This is a genomic window from Pseudomonas morbosilactucae, from assembly GCF_023241715.1.
GTDB lineage: Bacteria > Pseudomonadota > Gammaproteobacteria > Pseudomonadales > Pseudomonadaceae > Aquipseudomonas > Aquipseudomonas morbosilactucae.
Window position 1 is genome coordinate 89096 of sequence record NZ_JALQCW010000003.1, and the last position, 19556, is coordinate 108651.

Here is a 19556-nt window from a genome sequence, read left to right on the forward strand (position 1 = left end):
GACCTCGCAGTGTCAGTTGTGGGCCAGGCCGCTGTCGCGGCGCAGCTTGTCACCGGCCGGGTTGATCGCCTCTCGCACAAAGCCGAAGCCGGTGCGGCGATCGAGGCGGAACAGGGTGTTGGTGACGTAGATGTCGTCGCGCACCCCGACCACTTCCACCACTTCGCTGACGCAGCGGCGGCCGTCGGGCATGCGGGTCAGTTGGATCACCACATCCAGCGCGGCGCAGATCATTTGCCGCAGGGTGCGCTCGGCCACTTGGCGCCCGGTCAGGCCCACCAGGGTTTCCAGGCGCAGCAGGGCGTCCTGGGCGTTGTTGGCGTGCACCGTGCTCATGGAGCCATCGTGGCCAGTGTTCATGGCGGTCAACACGTCGAGCACTTCCACGCCGCGGATCTCGCCGAGGATGATCCGGTCCGGGCGCATCCGCAGGGCGTTGCGGATCAGGTCGCTGGCCTTGACCTCGCCGTGGCCCTCGGCATTGGGTGGCCGTGTTTCCAGGCGCACCACGTGGGGGTGGCCCAATTGCAGTTCGGCCACATCCTCGATGGTCACCAGGCGTTCATGGGGGTTGATCAGTTGGCTGAGAATGTTCAGCAAGGTGGTCTTGCCGGTGCCGGTGCCGCCGCTGATAAGAATGTTGCAGCGCTTGCCCACGGCTTCCTGAATGAATTCGAAGATCTGCAGGTCGATGGTTTGCATGGCCATCAGGTCGCTGCTTTTGAGCATGTCCTTGCGGAATTTACGAATCGACAGGCATGGGCCATCCAGGGCCACCGGCGGAATGATTGCGTTGACCCGGCTGCCATCGGGCAGGCGCGCATCGACCATCGGCGAGGACTCGTCCAGGCGCCGGCCCAGCGGCGCGAGAATCCGCTGGATTACCCGTTCCACATGATGGGCATCGATAAACCGCAGGTCGCTCTGGTGCAACACGCCTTCGCGTTCGACAAACACCCGGTGCGGGCCGTTGACCAGAATCTCGGTCACCGCCGGGTCGCGCAGCAGCACTTCCAGGGGGCCGAAGCCGGTGAGCTCGTCGACGATTTCCTCGGCCAGGCGCTCCATCTCATAGCGGGAAATTGCCAGGTGCATGCGGGCGATGTATTCCGCGACCTTGTCGGTGACGAACTGCGACAGGTTCTGCCGCGAACTCTCCAGCAGGTTTTTCCCCGACTCTTCGATGGCGTCGATGATGTAGCGGTGCAGCACCAGTTTCAGGCCTTCGTGGTCGGTGTTGCCCGTCGGGCCACGGGGCGCAGCGCCAAAGAGTTTTTCGCTGGTCATTTGCTTCCCCTGAACAGGTCGAGCCAGCCGGCCTTGGGTTTGGGCAGGCCTTCGGAGCGTTTGGCCAGGCGTTCACCCAAGGTTCGCAGGCTCTGGCTCAGGGCCTCGCGGGGGGCCAGTTCGAACAGGCTGATGCCCTGGTTCTTGGCGTTCAGGCGCAGTTCCGGGCTGAAGGCCAGGATGGCGATCACCTCCAGGCCAAAGGTCTTGCCCAGGGTTTCGGCGTCGGGCGCGGCATTGCGCAGGTAGTGGTCCACCAGTAGGCGGGCGTGGTCCAGCTTCATGCCTTTTTCCCGCCACAGGTTGAGCACCGCCAGGTTGCGCCGGCAATCGAGCACGCTCTGGTCGGTGCGCCACAGCAACTTGTCGCAATGGCTGACGAAGGTGCGCAGGGCTTCGCTGTCCGGTTGCCCGGCGAGGTTCACCACGATGTGCTGGAAGTGCTGGCGCAAGGCGCTGAGCAACATGTACAGCTCGGCGGCGCTGGTGTGCTCCAGGGCATCGTCATTGTTGGCGTAGGCGAGGATACGCAGCCCGGCCTCGGCGCTGGTGAAGGCGCTGTCGATCAGGGTCGAGTCCAGGCGGCGCAGGTGGCGCAGGGCATCGCCGAAGTGGAACGAGCTTTCCAGCCCCAGCAGCGCCAAGCTGTCGCCCCGGGGCAGGCCCAGGTCGAGGAGCAGGGTTTGTTGCCCGCTCTTTTGCACCACCAGCGCCAAATGGCTGGCCAGCAGCGCGCCGTCGCCGTCGCCCTGGGTGCCGTAAAGCACGGTCAGGCCACCCAGTTGGGTGTTGGGCGCCACGGGCGGCAGGCGCTTGCTCAAGCGGCGTACCAGGCCGGCGACTTCACTGGAGCGCGAACCATAGGCGACGAAATCCCGGGCCCCGGCACGCATGGCGTTGAGCACCAGTTGGTTGTCCATGCCGTCACCCAGGGCGACGATGGCCAGCATTGGCTTGGCCTCCAGCACTCCTTCGATCAGGGCCGCCTGGGCCACCACGTTTTCCCGGTCCAGGCCGATGAACACCAGGTTGGCGAAGGTCACGTCCACCAGCGCCAGCAGTTCATCGAGGCTGCCCCCGGCACCGACCACCTGGCCCAGCGGCGCAAGGGCGCCCTGCAACCACTCAAGGTCCGTGTTGTTGCGGGTGATGGCCAGGAAGGTCTGGCTCAGGCTCTGGCTCATTGCGATAGCCCACTGCGTTTGTCGAAGTTGCCGTTTTCAAGGAAGAACATGCGATAGAAATTCGGGTCGTAGTTGCGCAGCCGCTCACCCGGCAGCGACGGTAATTGGGCGTCGGCGGCCAGGGGCTGAACCAGATGCGGTGTCACCACCATCAGCAGTTCCCGTTCTTCGCGGTTGATGGTCGAGTCGCGAAAGAACGCGCCAATCACCGGAATGTCGCCCAGCCCGGGAAACTTGTTGACCTGGGAGCCGTTGCGGGTGCTGATCAAGCCGCTGATGACGAAGCTTTCACCATCGGCCAGGGCGATGCTGGTGTCGGTGCGGCGCACGGTCAGGGCCGGGACCACGCTCCCGGCGATGTTCACGCCGTTGCTGTAGTCCAGCTCGCTGACTTCCGGCGCCACCTTCAGGGTGATGCGGTTGCGGTCGATGATGGTCGGGGTCAGGGTCAGGCGGATACCGAACTCCTTGTATTCGATGGTGACGCTGTCGCTGCCGGCGCTGGGCACCGGGATGGGAATTTCACCGCCGGCCAGGAAGCTTGCGCTCTGCCCGCTGAGGGTGACCAAGCTGGGGCGCGCCAGGGTGTAGGCGAAGCCGCTGCCTTCCAGGGCGTTGATCAGTGTCAGCACCCGGCCGTTGCCAAAACCCAGGTTGAAGCCGGTGTTCTCCAGGGGGATGTTGGTTCGTAGCCCGCCGAAGGTCGGCGCAGTGCCGCCGGTGGCGGGGGCGGTGCCCGGGGAGCCGAACAGGAAGTTGTGGCCACGGCCGAAAATCGAGGTGCTGGCTTCCTTGAGTTTGGTGCGGCTGACCTCGACGAAACGAATGTCGGTCTGCACTTGGCTCGGCAGGCTCAGGTCCTGGGACGCGGGCCGTGCGGCGGCGGTCAGGGCCGCCGTGGCCTTGCCCTGGACGAACACCATGCTTTGCCGCGGGCTGCTGGAGCAGGCGGTCCAGACCATCAGGCTGGTGGCGCCCGGCGCCATGCCCGTGAGCAGAAAGGCTTTGTTGCCATTGGGGTGGACGTCGGCAATCTTCGGGTCGCCCACTGCCAGGCGGGTGATGGCCACCGGGGATTGCAGTTCTTGTTGCAGGCCTTCGCCGACCTCCATCACGGCCGGCAATGGACCCAGGCCCGAGCAGCCCGCTGCAGGTGCCGCAAGTGCCAGGCTCACAGGCAATGGGGCGCACAGCAGCATCAGCAGGGCATTGAACAGCGGCACGGAACGACTGCGCATGTAGAGGCATCCTTGCTCAATCAGGGAGTTTGTTGGGTGACTTGGTTGCCCCGTATGACTTCGATCGCGGCTCGTGATCCGGTGCCTGGCGTGGCCGGGCTTCTGGGGGCGCTGCCGAGGGCCAGCTGGGTGAACTGGAACAACTGGCTGTTCGCGGCGTCCAGGTGCAGAGGGGCGTCTTGATCCCCGGCCCAGTAACGGGCCAGGCGTTGTTCTTCGCTGCTGCGCACGGCCAGGCGCAGGGTGCCGACCTGGGTGGCGAGCATCATTCGGCTCAACAGTTGTTCGGGCACTGCCAGGACCACGGTGCGCGCGCTGATCCGGCGTTGGTCCTGCTTGAGTTTTTCATCGGTGCTGAGGGCCGGGGATGCCGGTTTGCCGTCATTGGTCAGGCCCAGTTGCTCGCCCACCGCCAGCACGCGCATGGCGGGTACGGCGATCTGTGCTGATTGCTGTGGGTTGGCGGCTTCCTGGCGCAGGAACAGCAGGACATCGACGTAATCCCCGGGGCTCAGCTGCCCGGCAGCGCCGATCACTTCGTCCACGGCCACCGCCAGTGCCCGCTCGTCCGGGTGAATCATGCGTGCCAGGGCGCCGCCGGATTCAAAGCTCTCGTCACTCAACCAGGTGCCGGCGCTCAGGTGTCGCCACGGGGTGCGGCCAACGGCCTGGTCAATGCTGTTCAGGCTGCCGGCTGGCGCGGTAAGGAGTTTTTCCAGGGTCAGGTCGGCGGCGCTGAGGGCGACGAAGGGCGGCACGTCACGGGTCAGTACCACCACCGATTGGCGGGTCTGGTCTTGGGCGCTGGCGGTGGTTTCGGCAATCACTGTGGTGACGACGGGTGCGGGTGCGGGCGCCGGTTCTGCCGGTTGGCGACTCAACACCAAGCCCCAGTAACCAAAGAACACTGCGCCGATGAGCAGTAAGCCGGCCAAACCCATGGTAATGCGACTGTTCATGAAGGCTCTCCCTTTCCCGCGGCACTGCAAAAGCCCACACTTCCAAACGAGTTGTTTTCTCAAACAGGCAGCGCTGAACATTCAACTATTTCGCTATTGGAAGGTAGTCCAGCTAGGACAAAACGCCATTACTCCTGGAAAAATAACCAACGAAAGTCATATAGATGCGTCTGCAATGGGTTTTTTGACGCCAACATTCCAACTAATACTTAATCATTAATCGTTTCTTACAGTTGAAGGAGCCCTGTTTGTTGTCAATGCTCTGGTGGCACCGAGGAATCATGTCGCGGTGGCGTTACATCGGCATTGTTGCCGCAAGGAGAAGTGCAATGATTCTTCAATACCTGCTGCTTAAAACCCGCCTGTTCTTCAACCGTACCGAAGGTGCTTCGGCAATCGAATATGCGATTGTGGTGGCTATGGTCGCCGTGGTCGTCGTGGCCTTTGTCACACCGATGGGAGATCGGGTACTGGCCATCTTCAACAATATCCTGACCAGCCTGAATGGCACCGCCGTGGTTCGGCCAACGCCTTGAATCTGTTTGAACTGTCGTCTCTGAACCTCGCTGTATGGCCACTCAGGTATTCCACATGAGCACCTCTTCATCTCCACGCCAGCAACTTCTTCTCGTGGACGATGAAGAGGACGCCCTGATGGAACTCGCCGAGTTGCTCGAAGGCGAAGACTTTTGCTGTTTCACCGCCACCTCGGTGAAGCAGGCCCTGGAATTGCTCACCCGCCACCCGGACATTGCCTTGGTCATTACCGACCTGCGCATGCCGGAGGAAAGTGGTTTGTCGTTGATCAAACGCCTGCGTGAACACACCTCGCGCCAACACCTTCCGGTCATCGTGACCTCCGGGCACGCCGACATGGATGATGTCAGTGACTTGTTGCGCCTGCAGGTCCTGGATCTGTTTCGCAAGCCCATCTATCACCTGCGCTTGCTGGAAACCCTCAACAACCTGTTTCCCCAGCCGAGGCTGCACATCGTCAGCCCTTGAAGGCGCTCGCGTCTCTCAACGGTTTCACCTGGATGGACCCACGACGCCTCGCTGACCGCGGGGCGTTTTTGTTGGCGAGGAACGGGGCAGCGGCGGTTGAACGGGTGGTTTTTATCGACGCCGGGTCCCGCCGAGTGCCGTGCATCGCCCCATAAAAAACCGCCCGAGGGCGGTTTTCATGAGGGGCTCAAAGTTGGTAACTGAAACTCAAGGTGTAGCGCGGGCGCCGGTTGAAAGAGTCCAGGGCTTCGTCGGACATCGGCTTGGCGGCCTCAAGGGCGATGTTGTAGTACTTGGCATCGCCAAAGCGCAGGCCCACGGCGGCCGATGACAGGTTACTGCCCTTGATCGGCAGCTGGTTGAACCAGGTTTTCGAGCGGTCCAGTACCACGTAGGGTTGCAACACCCGGACCCAGTTGCCTGCTCGGTTGAAGCTGTAGTTGACCTCGTAGGCCACGCCCCAGCCCTTATCGCCGGACGCTTGGTCGTCGGGGTAACCGCGGGCGAAGTTCTGCCCGCCAAAGGTGGCGCGTTCGCTGTCGGGCAGGTTGTCGTCGCTCCAGTAAAGCGCGCCGGACAGCACGCCCTGCCAATTGTCGAAGAAGCGGTCGCTTTGCACCCCTGCCAGGCGCAGGCGGAAGAAGTTCAGGTCGTAGAGGGCGTTGTTGGTGTTGGCGCCCATGCCATTGATGCCTTGATAGACACCGGCACTGAGGATGCGCAGTTGCCGCGTGCCGGATTTGCTCCAGTCGGCTTCCAGGGCCAGGGCGCGCAGGTCGGTTTCTTCCTCGAGGCTCAAAGCCGTGTTGAGCACCTTGTAGCGGGTCTTGTCATTGACCCCGTACAGGCGCACGCCGGCGCTGAGCAGCTCGTTCGGCGAGGCAATGAGCGGGTGGCTGACACCGATGGAGAAGCGGTCGTTCTCGCGATGGGGCGCCAGCTCTAGGCCGCTGTTGAGCAGCACATTGGCCTCGGGATCGCTGCGGTAGCGCGCGCCGTAGAGGCTCAGTTGCGTACCTTCGCTGCCCAGCAACTGGCTGTAATCCAGGCGGTAGTAATGCTCTTTGTCGCTACCCGGCGGGAACAGCCCGCTAAGGCTCAACTGTTCGCCCATGGAGGTCTGGGAGTTGCTGCTCACGCCCAGCAGTGCCTGCAGGCCGTTGCGGTTGTCCTTGGTGGTGCTCAGGGTACTGGTGAAGGGCTTGCGGCTGGCCTGGGCCAGCAGGTAGGTCGCGCCGTCAGTGGTGCCGGGCGGCGGCACTTGGGCTTGCAGGGTCACGCCGGGGATGCGGCTCATCAGCGTGGTGTAGCGTTCGAAGGTCTTGCGAGTCAGGGGGCGCTCGGCCTTGAGCTTGGTCACCAGCTTGTCCAGGTAGGCGGAAATCGGGCCAACGTCGCCCTGCAGTTGGTAGTCCTTGATGTAGCCCTCCACCAACACCACCCGGACCAGGCCCTGGTCGAAGGTCTGTTGCGGCATAAAGGCGTAGGACAGCAGGTAGCCGTCGTTCTGGTAGCGCCGGGTGATGTTGCGGGTGGCTTCGATCAGCTGGCCGAGGGTCGCCTCGTGGCCGATCAGCGGCTGGTAGATGGCCGCCAGATCCTCAAGGGGGTAAATGGTGCCGCCTTCGATCTGCAGACGCTGCACGGCCACCTTGGTGCCCATCATCAGGCCCGCGCCTTGGGGCGCCGTCGGTTCGGGCAATTGCAGCTGGGGTGTCACGGGGCGGTAGGCGTCCACCGGAAGGTTGGGGGTGGGCAGGTTGCGGACGGTGTCGTTGCTGTTGAGAAAGCGTGGGAGGGAGTCAGCATAGGCGTAGGAACAGCAGCCGAATATCAACAAGGAAGCCAAAGCGCGCATAGGACACTCCATGGTCAAACCGCAGCACCGCGAAACGTATCAGTCGTGATCACCGGCCGGGGTCTGTGCCCCGATTGGCAGTGATGGACTGCCTTGCTCCAGATAAAGAAAAAGACGAGAGATTCATTGGAATCTCTCGCCTCAACCAAGCGTAGGCGCTGTAGGAAAGGCCGTCGAATCGGCCAGGTGCAATTTATTTTTGCCGCCCAGGGCGCCGGTCAGGCCACCCAGTACGCCGCCCAGACCGCCCAGGCCACCGGTGCTGCCACCACCGGTAGTGCCGCCGTTGACCAGGCCGCCGACCGAGGTCACGGTGCTGCCCAGGGTGGTGACGGTTTGCCCCAGGGCGCCGGCCACCGGGTTGTTGCTGGTGCCGGAGAGGGTGGTGCCGACGTTGCCGACCGCGCCGCCCACTTGACCCAGCAGGCCGCTGACCGGGCCGCCGAGGCCGGTGGCTGCGCCCACTTGTTGGGTCAGGCCGCTCACAGCGTTGGTGACCGGGTTCAGGGCCGAACCGAAGTTGCCGCCGACGCTGGCCAGGGGGGCGGTAACCACCAGGTTGGGGGTGCCGCTGCCGCCCAGTGCGCCGCCTACCGAGGCGATCAGGCCGCCTACCGCACCGCCAGTAACGCCCACGGCGCTCACGGTGCCGTTGGTGTTGCCGGCATTCAGGCCATTGCTGAGGTTGGCCACGGCGCCACCGACGGTTTCCAGCAGGCCGTTGGCGCCCAGGCCGCCGCCTGAACCACCCGAGCCGCTGCCGGTGTTGCTGACGTAGCCGCCGGCTTGGCCGACCGCGCCGCTGGCGTTGCTGAGGACGCCGCCCAGCAGGTTAGTGACCGGGTTGCCGTTGCCGGCATCGGTGACTTTATCGCCCGCGCCATCCACGGCCTGGGCCACACCATTGAGCAAGCCTTTGACCGGAGCGCCGAGCCCGGTGGCGCTGCCGACCTTGCCGGTCAGGCCTTCGGCCAGGCTCACCACAGGGACCAGCACGTTGTTGCCGACGCCATCGGTCAGGGTGCCCAGGGGGCCGCTGCTGGTGACGGTGCTCAGGGTGTTGCCGAGCATGGTGACTTTGTCGCCGACGCCATCGAGCACCGGTGCCACTTTGGTGACTACGCCACCCACCAGGGGAATGCTTTGGGTGGCGGTGGACAGTTTGCCGCTCAGGTCCGATACGCCGTCGCCCACATCGCCGACGACGGCGCCAACGGTGGCAGTGGTCTTGCTCAAGGCTTTGGGGTCGGTGCCCAGTTTGCCCAGGCCGTTGGTCACGCCATTGCCGAGGGTGTCGACCACATTGCCGGCGGTGCCGGCCACGCTTTCCACCACGCCGCCCACCACGGGCACGGCGGCCAGGGAGCTGCCCAATTGGCTGACGCTGGTGCCGACGCCACTGACGGTGGTGCCCACGGTTGACGCCACGGTGCTGGTGACCAGAGGGGAGGCAGTGCCACCGCCACCGCCATCTGTACCGCCGCCGCCATCGGTGCCACCACCACCGCCGGCGCTCGAGCTGCTCGGGGTGCTCTTATGGCCGCCACCGCCGCTGCTGCAGCCGGTCAGGCCGAGGCTCAGGGCCAGGGTTAATGCAGTGCCTACTTTCCACCAAGTTTGAGTGTTCATGAGAGAGTCCTTGCACCTGTTACAACGTTCGTTGTTTTCGAGGGCTCTCCCTTTCTACCGTTGGAGATGCCTTCGTCCGTTGTGCCTATCAAGCTCCCGGGGGCTATCTCCGAACAATTCTCAACTTGGTATTAACAACTTATATATCCGGTATTAAGTGCGGCGTAATGATTAATGCCAAGGTGATAACAGGCCTGTTGTTTAACTTTGTGATCTATGAAAAACAACGGCTTGCGATTTTGTTAGTTGGCTAATTAGTTGCTAGAAACTAAAGTTATATAGTCGTAATTGACCATGTTTTACTTGAGGGTGGCTGTGGTTTGACGGGCACTTACTACCCAAGCCCAGTGCCCTTTACAGGCGTTGAGTTGCCTTGCAATAGGCAAAACCACCCCTTGTCCAGGGATGGTTCGATGGGTCTTTCAGGGGGGCGGACAACGGATGCCCTCAGGCGATGGGGCTCCAACCGCCTTGCATGTGTTGCAGGTCGCCGTTGACCACTTGCAGCTCACCGCTGGACCCCGGCGCGCTGGCCAGCAGCGTCACCTCGCCGGGCAGGCGCACGGGCTTCTGGAACTGCACGGCGATCTCGATGTTCGCCGCGGGCAGGTGTTCATGCAGCGCCGCCAGGGTCCGGGCCTTGGTCCACAAACCGTGGGCGATGGCTTGGGGAAAACCAAACAGCCGGGCACTGAGGGCACTCAGGTGGATGGGGTTGTAGTCGCCCGAGACGCGGGCATAACGCCGGCCGATATCGGCGGGGGCCTGCCAATGGCTCAGTTGGCTCAATGCGCCAAGGGCCGGAGTCGTGTCATCGACCGGGCTGCCCGGTAGTTCGACCCCGCGGCAGAGCATGCGGCTGTGGGCTTCCCAGAGCGGGCCGAGCAGATCATCGACGCTGGTGATCAGGTCGAACACCGCGCCTTTGGCATGGGGCTGCAGGTTGTCGACCTGGACGCTGATGCGCAGGCTGCCGACCCCGCCCATGGGGCGCAGCACGCGAATACGGTTGCTCAGGTGAATCAACCCCAGCAAGGGGAAGGGAAAGTGCTCGGCGGTGAGCAGTTGCATCTGCAGGGCAAAGGCCAGCACTTGAGGATAGGTTGGGGGCAGCAGGCCGTTTTCGACGAATCCGCAGACCTGGCGATAGGCCGCGAGGTGCTCCGGCTGTACGTGGACCCAGCAGCGCAAGCCGTCTTCGGGCAACTGGGTGCCGCTGATTCGGCGGCGTCGGAGGGCTTTCAGGTAAAGCCCGGCCAGACGCGGCGGGCTGGCGAGTTCGTGCCATTGGACGCTCATGTTCATGCCCCCAGTACGCTTTGCCCGCAGACCCGCAAGGCCTGCCCGGTGACGGCGCCGCTGCCCGGCTGGCCGAGCCAGGCCACGGCTTCGGCCACGTCCTGGGGCACCCCCCCCTGGCCCAGGGAACTCATGCGGCGCCCGGCTTCGCGCAGGGCGAAGGGCACGCGCGCGGTCATCTGGGTTTCGATAAAACCCGGGGCCACGGCGTTGATGCTGATGCCGCGCTGCTGCAGCAACGGCGCCCAGGCCTGGGCCAGGCCGATCAGCCCGGCCTTGCTCGCGGCGTAGTTGGTTTGCCCGCGGTTGCCGGCGATGCCACTGATGGACGCCAGCAGGATCACTCGGGCCTGGTCGTGCAGGGTGCCGCTGTCGAGCAGGGCCTGGGTCAGCACCTGAGGGGCCTCAAGGTTGACCGCCAGCACGGCGTCCCAGAACTCCGGGGTCATGTTGGCCAGTGTCTTGTCCCGGGTGATGCCGGCGTTGTGCACCAGAATATCCAGGCCGTCGGGCAACTGTTCCACCAGGCGTTCGCCGGCGTCGCTGGCGCAGATGTCCAGGGCCAAGCTGCGCCCGCCCAGGCGCGCGGCAAGGGCGTCGAGATCGGCCTTGGCCTGGGGCACATCCAGCAGCACCACCTGGGCACCGTCACGGGCCAGGGTTTCGGCGATGGCGGCACCGATGCCCCGCGCCGCGCCAGTGACCAGGGCGGTGCGTCCGGCCAGGGGGCGGCTCCAGTCCTGGACCTGGGTGGCGCAGGACTGCAAACGAATCACCTGCCCGGAGACAAAAGCGCTTTTGGGCGATAGGAAGAAGCGCAAGGCTCCTTCGAGCTGGGCCTCGGCGCCTTCGCCAACGTAGAGCAGTTGCAGGGTGCCGCCGTGGCGCAGCTCTTTGGCCAGGGAGCGGCTGAAGCCCTCCAAGGCGCGCTGCACGCTGGCGGCGATGGGGTCGTCGTCGAGGGTTTCCGGGGCGCGGCCGAGGATCACCAGGTGTGCGCTGTGGTCGAGGTTTTTCAGCAGTGGCTGGAAGAACTCCCGTAGCTGTTTGAGCTGCGCGGTCTGGCGCAGGTCACTGGCGTCGAACACCACGGCCTTGAGCTTCGGTCCGTGCCCGGGGATCCAGGGCGTGGCCGGGCCTGGCTCGCTGCCGTAGCTGTAGACCGCGTCGGTGAGGCGTTTGGCCAGTTCGCCGATGTGCTGTACTAACGGCCCGCCGCCGAGCAGCAACGCCCCTTCGATGGGCCGCAGGCGCCCGGCTTGCCAGCGCTCCAGGCGTTCCGGCGACGGCAGGCCAAGGGCCCCGACCAGGCGTTGGCCGATGGACGAGTTGGCGAAGTCGATATAACGGTCGGACATGGAACGCTCTCCAAGGGCTGGGGTTCAAAGTGTGGACCACGCAGGGTCTTCAGTCGTTCGATCGGCGCGGGACAACCTACGCTTGTGGGGTGGCGCACCGATGACCACGCACACATTCACCATAGGGAGCTTTTCATGACTCAGCTGCGCCGCGTTGCGATTATCGGCGGTAACCGTATTCCCTTTGCCCGTTCCAACGGGCCCTATGCCACCGCGAGCAACCAGGCGATGCTGACCGCGGCCCTGGAGGGGTTGATCGAACGCTACAACCTGCACGGGTTGCGCCTGGGTGAAGTGGCTGCCGGGGCGGTGCTCAAGCACTCGCGGGATTTCAACCTGACCCGGGAATGCGTCCTCGGTTCGCGGCTGGCGCCCACCACCCCGGCCTATGACATCCAGCAAGCCTGCGGCACCGGCCTGGAAGCGGCGCTGCTGGTGGCCAACAAGATTGCCCTGGGGCAGATCGAGTGCGGCATCGCCGGGGGCGTCGACACCACATCCGATGCACCGATCGGGGTCAACGAGGGGTTGCGCCAGATCCTCTTGCAAGCCAACCGCGCCAAGAGCACCGCGGACAAACTCAAGGCTTTGTTGGCGTTGCGCCCGCGTCATCTGAAGCCGGAACTGCCGCGCAACGGTGAGCCGCGTACCGGTTTGTCCATGGGCGAGCATTGCGAGTTGATGGCGCAAACCTGGCACATCCCCCGCGCCGAGCAAGACCAGTTGGCCCTGGAAAGCCACCAGAAACTGGCCGACTCCTACGCCCAAGGCTGGCATAACGACCTGCTCACGCCGTTCCTCGGCCTGACCCGGGACAACAACCTGCGCCCGGACCTGAGCCTGGAAAAACTCGCCGGCCTCAAGCCGGTGTTTGAGCGCAGCGACCGGGGCACCCTGACCGCCGGCAACTCCACGCCGCTGACCGACGGCGCCTCCCTGGTGCTGCTGGGCAGCGAAGCCTGGGCCCAGGAACGCGGCTTGCCGATCCTTGCCTACCTGCGTGATGGCGAGGCGGCGGCAGTGGATTTTGTCAGCGGTGCCGAGGGCCTGTTGATGGCGCCGGTGTACGCCGTGCCGCGTTTGCTGGCGCGTAATGGGCTGACCCTGCAGGACTTTGACTACTACGAAATTCATGAGGCGTTCGCGGCCCAGGTGCTGTGCACCCTCAAGGCCTGGGAGGACCCGGAATACTGCCGCACGCGTTTGGGGCTGGAGAGCCCGCTGGGCTCCATCGACCGCAGCCGTCTCAACGTCAAGGGCAGTTCATTGGCCGCTGGGCACCCGTTTGCCGCCACCGGCGGGCGCATCGTGGCCAACCTCGCCAAGTTGTTGAGCGTGGCGGGGCAGGGGCGTGGTTTGATTTCGATCTGTGCCGCGGGCGGGCAGGGCGTGACAGCCATCATCGAACGCTGAAGGGCTCAGCGTCCGGTCAGTGCTCACCGGCAAACCGGGTGCCTACAGCCGAGTGAATCGGGTTTGTAGGCGTCGGCTGGCCGGTGCAGCAACCCTCAGGTTTTAAAGCGACGCACCAGGCCGTCCAGTTCATTGGACAGCCCCGCCAGGCTCTGGGAGTCCAAGCGCGCCGAATCCGCCAGTTCCGCCACCAACTGCGCATCGCCATGGATCTGGCTGATATGGCGGTTGATGTCTTCGGCCACCTGGTGTTGCTCTTCGGCAGCGGTGGCGATCTGGGTGTTCATGTCGCGGATCACGTCCACCGACTCGCGGATCTGACTGAAGCTGGTGCGCGCCAGGCCGATGCGGTTCACCGATTCCTGCGACACCTCCAGGCTGGCATGCATCTGCTGAGTGACGGCGCTGGTGCGCTTGGCCAGGTTGCCGAGCAGGCCGTCGATTTCCGCGGTTGAATCGGCCGTGCGTTTGGCCAGGGCGCGGACTTCGTCGGCGACCACGGCAAACCCGCGGCCTTGTTCACCAGCGCGGGCGGCTTCGATGGCGGCGTTCAGTGCCAGCAGGTTGGTCTGTTCGGCAATCGAGCGAATGGTGCCGAGGATCGACTGGATGTCGTTGCTGTCGCGCTCCAACTGTTGCATGGACTGCGCCGACTGTTCGATTTCCTGGCTCAGTTGATCGACGCTGTTCACGGCGGCGTCGATCTGCTGCTGGCCTTCCCGGGCCTGGCGCTGGCCACTGTCCGCCGAGTCGGCGGCCTGGCTGCAGGAACGCGCGACTTCGTTGGCGGTGGCGACCATTTCGTGGAACGCGGTGGACACCATGTCCACGGCTTCGCGCTGGCGCCCGGCGGCTTCGGCCATGTCCTGGGAGACCCGGGTCGAGCTTTGCGAGGTCGAGAGGATTTTCTGCGCGGCCTGGCCGATGCTCTGGATCAGGCTGCGAATGGCGGCGAGGAACTGGTTGAACCAGCTGGCCAGTTGCGCAGTTTCATCGTTGCCACGGATGCTCAGGTTCTGGGTCAGGTCGCCTTCACCCTGGGCGATGCCTTCCAGGCCGCTGGCGACGCCGCGGATCGGGCGCACGATCAGGCTGGCGAAACTGGCGCCGACCACCGCGAAGACCAGCGCCAGGACCCCGGCGATGATGGCGATCAACCAGGTCAACTGGGTCGCCGAACTCATCACTTCGCTCTGCTTGATCAGGCCGATGAAGGTCCAGCCCAGTTGCTCCGAAGGCCAGACGTTGGCCATGTAGCGTTCGCCGTTGAGCTCCACTTCCACCAGGCCTTTACCGGCCTTGGCCAGTTGCGCATAACCCTCGCCGAGGCTGTCCAGTGCCTTGAAGTTATGCTCGGGCTGCTGCGGGTCCACGAGCACTGTGCCGGTGTTTTCCATCAGCATCAGGTAGCCGGTTTCGCCGAGTTTGATCTGCTTGACGATCTCGGTCAGTTGCTTGAGCGACACGTCAATGTTGACCACGCCGCCCTGGGCGCCCAATTGGTTGGCCACGGCGCGCACGGTGCTGACCAGCACCGCGTCATCGCCGGCCCAGTAGTAGGCGGCGGTGCGCAGGGTCTTGCCCGGGTTGGCCATGGCGGTCTTGTACCAGGGGCGGATGCGCGGGTCGTAGTTAGACATTTTCGGGTCCCCTGGCCAGAACGCGTAACCACCGCTGGACAGGCCATAGGAGACATAGGAATAGGCCGGATGGCTGGCAGCCAGGGCGGCGAACAGGTCGAACAGTTGCTTGTCGATGGCACTGTCGGGGATTTGCGCGGCATCGGCGCCGACTCGGCTTTTCACGCTGCCGTCAGCGCCTTTCACCAACGGTTGGTTGGCCAGGTAGTCGACGTTCTGGCTGATGCCTTCGAAAAACAGTTGCATGGCGTTGCTGACTTGGCGGATCTCGCGACCGCTGCCGTCAATGAAATCGTTCTTGGCGTCATTGCGCAGGTTCATCACCACCAGGGTGGCGACCAGCACCACCGGCAAGCAGGCGATGACGGCAAAGGCCCAAGTCAGTTTCTGTTTGATGTTCATCCGCGCTCCAGATTTTTTTGTAAGACCACGACGTTCAGATGACTCGCGGATTAATGGCAGCAGTGAAACAGGCGGTGACTTCAAGTCCTTGAGGGGGCATCGTGCGGGCCGGCGAGTGATGTTTGCCGGGGCCGAGGCCTTTATGGATGTCGTGGACAAGCTCCCTGTCTCCCAGATGACTTCGGCTGGCGCAGGGGAAAATTGAGCAGCGAGGAAAAAAATCCTGGCGTTTCAGGCCGCCGAGAGTGGGCGGATATCGGCAATATCCTTGTGCGGCATGGGCTACGGACGGTGATCACTCAGCTATGATCTGGGGCGGCTGCTGCTGTGAGGCGTCTGGCACATTGAGTGCATAGCCAGTATTCACCGGTCGGTAACCCCTCCCCGCCGCGAGAGGATTGCCGTATAACGAGTGACATTCGCGTGTTTGGTAATAAAGGACCCACAATAAAAGCTGATGAAGACTCCAAAACGCATTGAACCCCTGATCGAGGACGGTCTGGTCGACGAGGTGCTGCGCCCACTGATGAGTGGCAAAGAAGCAGCTGTTTATGTGGTGCGCTGCGGTAACGAGTTACGTTGCGCCAAGGTCTACAAGGAGGCGAATAAACGCAGTTTTCGTCAGGCGGCCGAGTATCAGGAAGGCCGCAAGGTCCGCAACAGCCGGCAGGCTCGCGCGATGGCCAAGGGCTCCAAGTTTGGCCGCAAGGAAACCGAAGATGCCTGGCAGAACGCCGAAGTGGCGGCGCTGTTTCGCCTGGCCAGTGCTGGCGTACGAGTGCCCAAGCCGTTCGACTTCCTTGAAGGCGTGCTGCTGATGGAACTGGTGGCCGATGAATACGGTGACGCCGCGCCACGCCTGAATGACGTGGTGCTGGAAGCGGACCAGGCGCGGGAATATCACGCCTTTCTGATTTCCCAGATTGTGCTGATGTTGTGTACCGGTCTGGTGCACGGTGACCTTTCCGAGTTCAACGTGCTGCTGACGCCGGACGGCCCGGTGATCATCGACCTGCCTCAGGCGGTGGATGCGGCGGGCAACAACCACGCGTTCAGCATGCTGGAGCGGGACGTGGGCAACATGGCGTCCTACTTCGGGCGTTTTGCCCCAGAGCTCAAGCGCACCAAGTACGCCAAGGAAATGTGGGCGCTGTACGAAGCCGGCACCTTGCACCCGGGCAGTGTCCTCACTGGCGAGTTTGACGAGCCTGAGGAACTGGCGGATGTGGGCGGCGTGATCCGCGAGATCGAGGCCGCGCGCCTCGATGAAGAACGCCGCCAGGCGATTCGTGCGGCGGACGATGCACCACCGGGCAAACCGGCGGAAGAACCCCCGCCACCGTGGATGCAATGACCCACTGACAAAAAATCCGGCCCAGGCCGGATTTTTTGTGCCCCTTTGTAGGGGCCGGCTCGCCGGAGATCAGGTCATTCAAACCTGCGCCGCCCCTTCAGCGATTCACCGAAACCCCTCAGGCCGTTTTCTGCTCACAGCAACCGCCAGAGGCCAATTCCTTGAGGATCGGGCAGTCCGGACGGTGATCGCCGTGGCAGTGTTCCACCAAGTCTTGCAGGGTATCGCGCAGTTGCGCCAGCTCGCGGATCTTCTGGTTCAGTTCATCGATGTGCTGGCGTGCCAGGGCTTTCACGTCGGCGCTGGCGCGTTGGCGGTCCTGCCACAGGGTCAGCAGCTTGCCGACTTCTTCCAGGGAAAACCCCAGGTCCCGGGAGCGCTTGATAAACGCCAGGGTGTGCAACTCTTCGGCGCCGTACAGGCGGTAGCCACTGTCACTGCGATGGGCTGGCTTGAGCAAGCCAGTGGACTCGTAGTAACGGATCATCTTGGCGCTCAGGCCGCTCTGTCGGGCTGCTTGGCCGATGTTCATCACGGCTTCTCCAGGTCTTTGGGTTTCCAGGTTTTCAACAGTAACGCATTGCTCACCACGCTGACGCTGGACAGGGCCATGGCGGCGCCGGCCAGCACCGGGTTGAGCAGGCCGAAAGCTGCCAGGGGAATGCCGATCAGGTTGTAGACAAAGGCCCAGAACAGGTTCTGGCGAATCTTCGTGTAGGTCTTGCGGCTGATCTCCAGGGCCGCCGGTACCAGCCGTGGATCACCGCGCATCAAGGTGATGCCGGCGGCGTGCATGGCGACGTCGGTGCCACCGCCCATGGCGATGCCAATGTCGGCGGCTGCCAGGGCCGGGGCATCGTTGATGCCGTCGCCAACCATGGCCACCACGCCGGTTTTTTTCAGTTCGGCCACAGTGGCCGCCTTGTCGGCAGGCAGCACTTCGGCGTGCACATCACGGATGCCCAATGCCTCGGCCACCACCTTGGCGCTGCCGCGGTTATCGCCGGTCAGCAGGTGGCTGCTGATATGCCGCGCGCTGAGTTGCTGCACGGCCTGCAAGGCGCCGGGCTTGAGGGTGTCGCCAAAGGCGAACAGGCCCAGCACCCGTGGCTGCGGACGTTGCTCGATCAGCCAGGAGAGGGTGCGGCCTTCGGTTTCCCAAGCCTGGGCGCAGTCCGCCAGTGGGCCGGCGCTCAAGCCGCTTTCTTCCAGCAGGCGCCGATTGCCCAGGGCCAGCTCCCGATTGTCCAGGGTGCCGGCGATGCCGCGCCCGGTCAGGGACTGGCTGGCGCTGACATCCGCCACCGGCAATTGGCGCTCGGCGCACTCGTCCAGCACCGCCTTGGCCAAGGGGTGTTCGCTGCCCCGTTGCAGGGCACCGGCTTGTTGCAGCAGGGCGTCTTCATTGCCGTCCAATGCCCGTAGATGGGCGATGCGCGGAGTGCCCGAGGTCAGGGTGCCGGTCTTGTCGAAGACCACGGCACTGACCTCATGGGCGCGCTCCAGGGCTTCGGCGTCCTTGATCAGGATGCGTGGCGGGCCGCGACGCCGGTGCCGGCCATGATCGCCGTCGGCGTGGCCAGACCCAGGGCGCAGGGGCAGGCAATCACCAGCACGGCGACCGCGTTGATCACCGCCACCTCCAGCGGCGCGCCCGACAGCCACCAGCCGATCAGCGTGGCCAGGGCCAACAGCAGCACCACCGGCACGAACACCTGGCTGACCCGGTCCACCAGTTTCTGGATCGGTGCCTTGCCTGCCTGGGCGTCTTCCACCAGGCGGATAATCCGCGCCAGCACGGTTTCCGCGCCCAGGGCCAGGGTGCGCACCAGCAACCGGCCTTCGCCGTTGATGGCGCCGCCGGTGACGTGATCCCCAGGCTGTTTCGGCACGGGCAGGCTTTCGCCGCTGATCAGGGCTTCATCGGCGTGGCTTTGGCCTTCGACGACTTCGCCGTCCACCGGGAAGCGTTCACCGGGTTTGACCATGACCAGGTCGTTGAGGCGCAGGGCGCTGATGGCGACCTCTTGCTCGCGACCGTCGATCACTTGAATCGCCCGTTCCGGCCGCAAGGCCTCCAGGGCGCGGATGGCGCTGGCGGTCTGGCGCTTGGCCCGACTCTCAAGGTATTTGCCCAACAGCACTAGGGCGATGACCACCGCCGACGCTTCGAAATACAGGTGGGGCATGCTGCCCGGCGCGGCGCTGAGCCATTCGTACAGGCTCAAGCCATAACCGGCACTGGTGCCCAGGGCCACCAGCAGGTCCATGTTGCCGGCGCCGGCGCGTACCGCCTTCCACGCCGCCAGATAAAAGCGCGCGCCGAAAATGAATTGCACCGGGGTGGCCAGGGCGAACTGGGCCCAGGCCGGAAGCATCCAGTGCAGGCCGAAGGGTTCCACCAGCATTGGCAGGACCAGCGGCAGAGCCAGGGCAATGGCGCAGATCAGACTCCAGCGTTCACGGCTCAGACGCCGCGCCGGGTCGTCACCGGCGGGCTGATCGGCTTGCCACAGGGCCGCGGAGTAGCCGGCCTGGTCGACGGCCGCGATCAGCACGGCAGGATCGACCGGGCCCAGCAGCTCCAGGTGCGCGCGTTCGTTGGCCAGGTTGACGCTGACGCGGCTGACGCCCGGGACTTTGCCCAGCGCGCGCTCCACCCGACCGGCACAGGAGGCGCAGGTCATGCCGGTGATGCTCAGTTCCAGGCGTTGTGCCGGCACCTGATAACCGGCCTGGGTCACGGCGTCGATCAGCGCGGGCAAGCTGCCGCTGGGGGCCTCGACCCGGGCCTGTTCCGTGGCCAGGTTGACGCTCACCGCACTGGCGCCCGCGACCTTGCCCAGGGCGCGTTCCACACGCCCGGCGCAACTGGCGCAGGTCATGCCGGCAATCGGCAGATCGAAGGTGGTTGATTCAGGCATTGCTGA

The 19556-nt window shown here is 64.3% G+C and carries 14 protein-coding genes and 2 pseudogenes; 4 read left to right on the forward strand and 12 right to left on the reverse strand.

Translation table 11 applies throughout. From position 1 onward, the window contains the following. Window positions 1-12: 12 nt before the first annotated feature. Genes M1B34_RS01175 through cpaB form a run of 4 tightly spaced genes read right to left on the reverse strand, consistent with a single transcriptional unit; the run spans window position 13 to window position 4668 of the window. Window positions 13-1287, reverse strand: a complete 1275-nt coding sequence (locus M1B34_RS01175) for a TadA family conjugal transfer-associated ATPase (RefSeq protein WP_268264214.1) — start codon at window positions 1285-1287, stop codon at window positions 13-15. Then, window positions 1284-2471, reverse strand: a complete 1188-nt coding sequence (locus M1B34_RS01180) for a CpaE/TadZ family protein (RefSeq protein ID WP_123329796.1) — start codon at window positions 2469-2471, stop codon at window positions 1284-1286. The genes M1B34_RS01175 and M1B34_RS01180 overlap by 4 nt, the downstream gene beginning before the upstream one ends. Next, window positions 2468-3709 (reverse strand): type II and III secretion system protein family protein, encoded by a 1242-nt coding sequence (locus M1B34_RS01185; protein WP_123329798.1) that lies wholly within the window; start codon window positions 3707-3709, stop codon window positions 2468-2470. The genes M1B34_RS01180 and M1B34_RS01185 overlap by 4 nt, the downstream gene beginning before the upstream one ends. Before the next feature lie 20 nt (window positions 3710-3729). Further along, window positions 3730-4668: a Flp pilus assembly protein CpaB gene (cpaB, locus tag M1B34_RS01190; RefSeq protein WP_123329800.1), complete on the reverse strand. Its 939-nt coding sequence runs from the start codon at window positions 4666-4668 to the stop codon at window positions 3730-3732. Window positions 4669-4997: 329 nt separating this feature from the next. On the opposite strand from cpaB, the gene M1B34_RS01195 reads away from it, so the two are divergent. Together M1B34_RS01195 and M1B34_RS01200 are read left to right on the forward strand one after the other, a co-directional pair. Beyond that, window positions 4998-5204, forward strand: a complete 207-nt coding sequence (locus M1B34_RS01195) for a Flp family type IVb pilin (protein WP_123329801.1) — start codon at window positions 4998-5000, stop codon at window positions 5202-5204. A 55-nt stretch (window positions 5205-5259) separates the two neighbouring features. Beyond that, entirely contained in the window at window positions 5260-5673 is a 414-nt protein-coding gene (locus tag M1B34_RS01200) for a response regulator (RefSeq protein WP_123329915.1), read from the forward strand. A gap of 187 nt (window positions 5674-5860) precedes the next feature. On the opposite strand, the gene M1B34_RS01205 is transcribed toward M1B34_RS01200, so the two are convergent. The 4 genes from M1B34_RS01205 to M1B34_RS01220 form a co-directional block, all read right to left on the reverse strand. Beyond that, window positions 5861-7531: a ShlB/FhaC/HecB family hemolysin secretion/activation protein gene (locus M1B34_RS01205; protein ID WP_268264215.1), complete on the reverse strand. Its 1671-nt coding sequence runs from the start codon at window positions 7529-7531 to the stop codon at window positions 5861-5863. Window positions 7532-7672: 141 nt separating this feature from the next. Next, window positions 7673-9160, reverse strand: a complete 1488-nt coding sequence (locus M1B34_RS01210; RefSeq protein ID WP_268264216.1) for a collagen-like triple helix repeat-containing protein — start codon at window positions 9158-9160, stop codon at window positions 7673-7675. Window positions 9161-9607: 447 nt separating this feature from the next. Then, on the reverse strand, window positions 9608-10459 hold the full coding sequence (locus M1B34_RS01215) for a MaoC family dehydratase (RefSeq protein WP_268264217.1): 852 nt from the start codon (window positions 10457-10459) through the stop codon (window positions 9608-9610). A 2-nt stretch (window positions 10460-10461) separates the two neighbouring features. Further along, window positions 10462-11817, reverse strand: coding sequence for a 3-oxoacyl-ACP reductase (locus M1B34_RS01220; RefSeq protein ID WP_268264218.1), 1356 nt, complete (start codon window positions 11815-11817; stop codon window positions 10462-10464). Between the two features lie 135 nt (window positions 11818-11952). Between M1B34_RS01220 and M1B34_RS01225 the strand changes: the two genes are divergently transcribed. Beyond that, window positions 11953-13230, forward strand: a complete 1278-nt coding sequence (locus M1B34_RS01225) for an acetyl-CoA C-acetyltransferase (protein ID WP_123329812.1) — start codon at window positions 11953-11955, stop codon at window positions 13228-13230. 95 nt (window positions 13231-13325) lie between these two features. On the opposite strand, the gene M1B34_RS33910 is transcribed toward M1B34_RS01225, so the two are convergent. Together M1B34_RS33910 and M1B34_RS33915 are read right to left on the reverse strand one after the other, a co-directional pair. Then, window positions 13326-14093 (reverse strand): methyl-accepting chemotaxis protein, encoded by a 768-nt coding sequence (locus tag M1B34_RS33910; RefSeq protein WP_425273481.1) that lies wholly within the window; start codon window positions 14091-14093, stop codon window positions 13326-13328. Between the two features lie 90 nt (window positions 14094-14183). Then, window positions 14184-15272, reverse strand: a pseudogene (locus M1B34_RS33915) (cache domain-containing sensor histidine kinase); the annotation flags it as partial. 457 nt (window positions 15273-15729) lie between these two features. On the opposite strand from M1B34_RS33915, the gene M1B34_RS01235 reads away from it, so the two are divergent. After that, window positions 15730-16626, forward strand: coding sequence for a PA4780 family RIO1-like protein kinase (locus M1B34_RS01235; protein WP_123329816.1), 897 nt, complete (start codon window positions 15730-15732; stop codon window positions 16624-16626). A gap of 118 nt (window positions 16627-16744) precedes the next feature. Here the strand turns inward: M1B34_RS01235 and cueR are convergent, their stop codons facing one another. Together cueR and M1B34_RS01245 are read right to left on the reverse strand one after the other, a co-directional pair. Further along, window positions 16745-17158 carry a Cu(I)-responsive transcriptional regulator gene (cueR, locus tag M1B34_RS01240; RefSeq protein ID WP_268263015.1) on the reverse strand — a complete coding sequence of 138 codons (414 nt, stop codon included), beginning with the start codon at window positions 17156-17158 and terminating at the stop codon, window positions 16745-16747. Then, a pseudogene (locus M1B34_RS01245) lies at window positions 17158-19550 on the reverse strand (heavy metal translocating P-type ATPase). The gene cueR and the pseudogene M1B34_RS01245 overlap by 1 nt, the downstream one beginning before the upstream one ends. Window positions 19551-19556: the final 6 nt, after the last annotated feature.

Bases quoted from the DNA above. Each gene is read 5' to 3' on its own strand.
- M1B34_RS01175 (WP_268264214.1), bottom strand. From the start codon at position 1,287: ATGACCAGCGAAAAACTCTTTGGCGCTGCGCCCCGTGGCCCGACGGGC.
- M1B34_RS01180 (WP_123329796.1), bottom strand. From the start codon at position 2,471: ATGAGCCAGAGCCTGAGCCAGACCTTCCTGGCCATCACCCGCAACAAC.
- M1B34_RS01185 (WP_123329798.1), bottom strand. From the start codon at position 3,709: ATGCGCAGTCGTTCCGTGCCGCTGTTCAATGCCCTGCTGATGCTGCTG.
- cpaB (WP_123329800.1), bottom strand. From the start codon at position 4,668: ATGAACAGTCGCATTACCATGGGTTTGGCCGGCTTACTGCTCATCGGC.
- M1B34_RS01195 (WP_123329801.1), top strand. From the start codon at position 4,998: ATGATTCTTCAATACCTGCTGCTTAAAACCCGCCTGTTCTTCAACCGT.
- M1B34_RS01200 (WP_123329915.1), top strand. From the start codon at position 5,260: ATGAGCACCTCTTCATCTCCACGCCAGCAACTTCTTCTCGTGGACGAT.
- M1B34_RS01205 (WP_268264215.1), bottom strand. From the start codon at position 7,531: ATGCGCGCTTTGGCTTCCTTGTTGATATTCGGCTGCTGTTCCTACGCC.
- M1B34_RS01210 (WP_268264216.1), bottom strand. From the start codon at position 9,160: ATGAACACTCAAACTTGGTGGAAAGTAGGCACTGCATTAACCCTGGCC.
- M1B34_RS01215 (WP_268264217.1), bottom strand. From the start codon at position 10,459: ATGAGCGTCCAATGGCACGAACTCGCCAGCCCGCCGCGTCTGGCCGGG.
- M1B34_RS01220 (WP_268264218.1), bottom strand. From the start codon at position 11,817: ATGTCCGACCGTTATATCGACTTCGCCAACTCGTCCATCGGCCAACGC.
- M1B34_RS01225 (WP_123329812.1), top strand. From the start codon at position 11,953: ATGACTCAGCTGCGCCGCGTTGCGATTATCGGCGGTAACCGTATTCCC.
- M1B34_RS33910 (WP_425273481.1), bottom strand. From the start codon at position 14,093: ATGGCCGAAGCCGCCGGGCGCCAGCGCGAAGCCGTGGACATGGTGTCC.
- M1B34_RS01235 (WP_123329816.1), top strand. From the start codon at position 15,730: ATGAAGACTCCAAAACGCATTGAACCCCTGATCGAGGACGGTCTGGTC.
- cueR (WP_268263015.1), bottom strand. From the start codon at position 17,158: ATGAACATCGGCCAAGCAGCCCGACAGAGCGGCCTGAGCGCCAAGATG.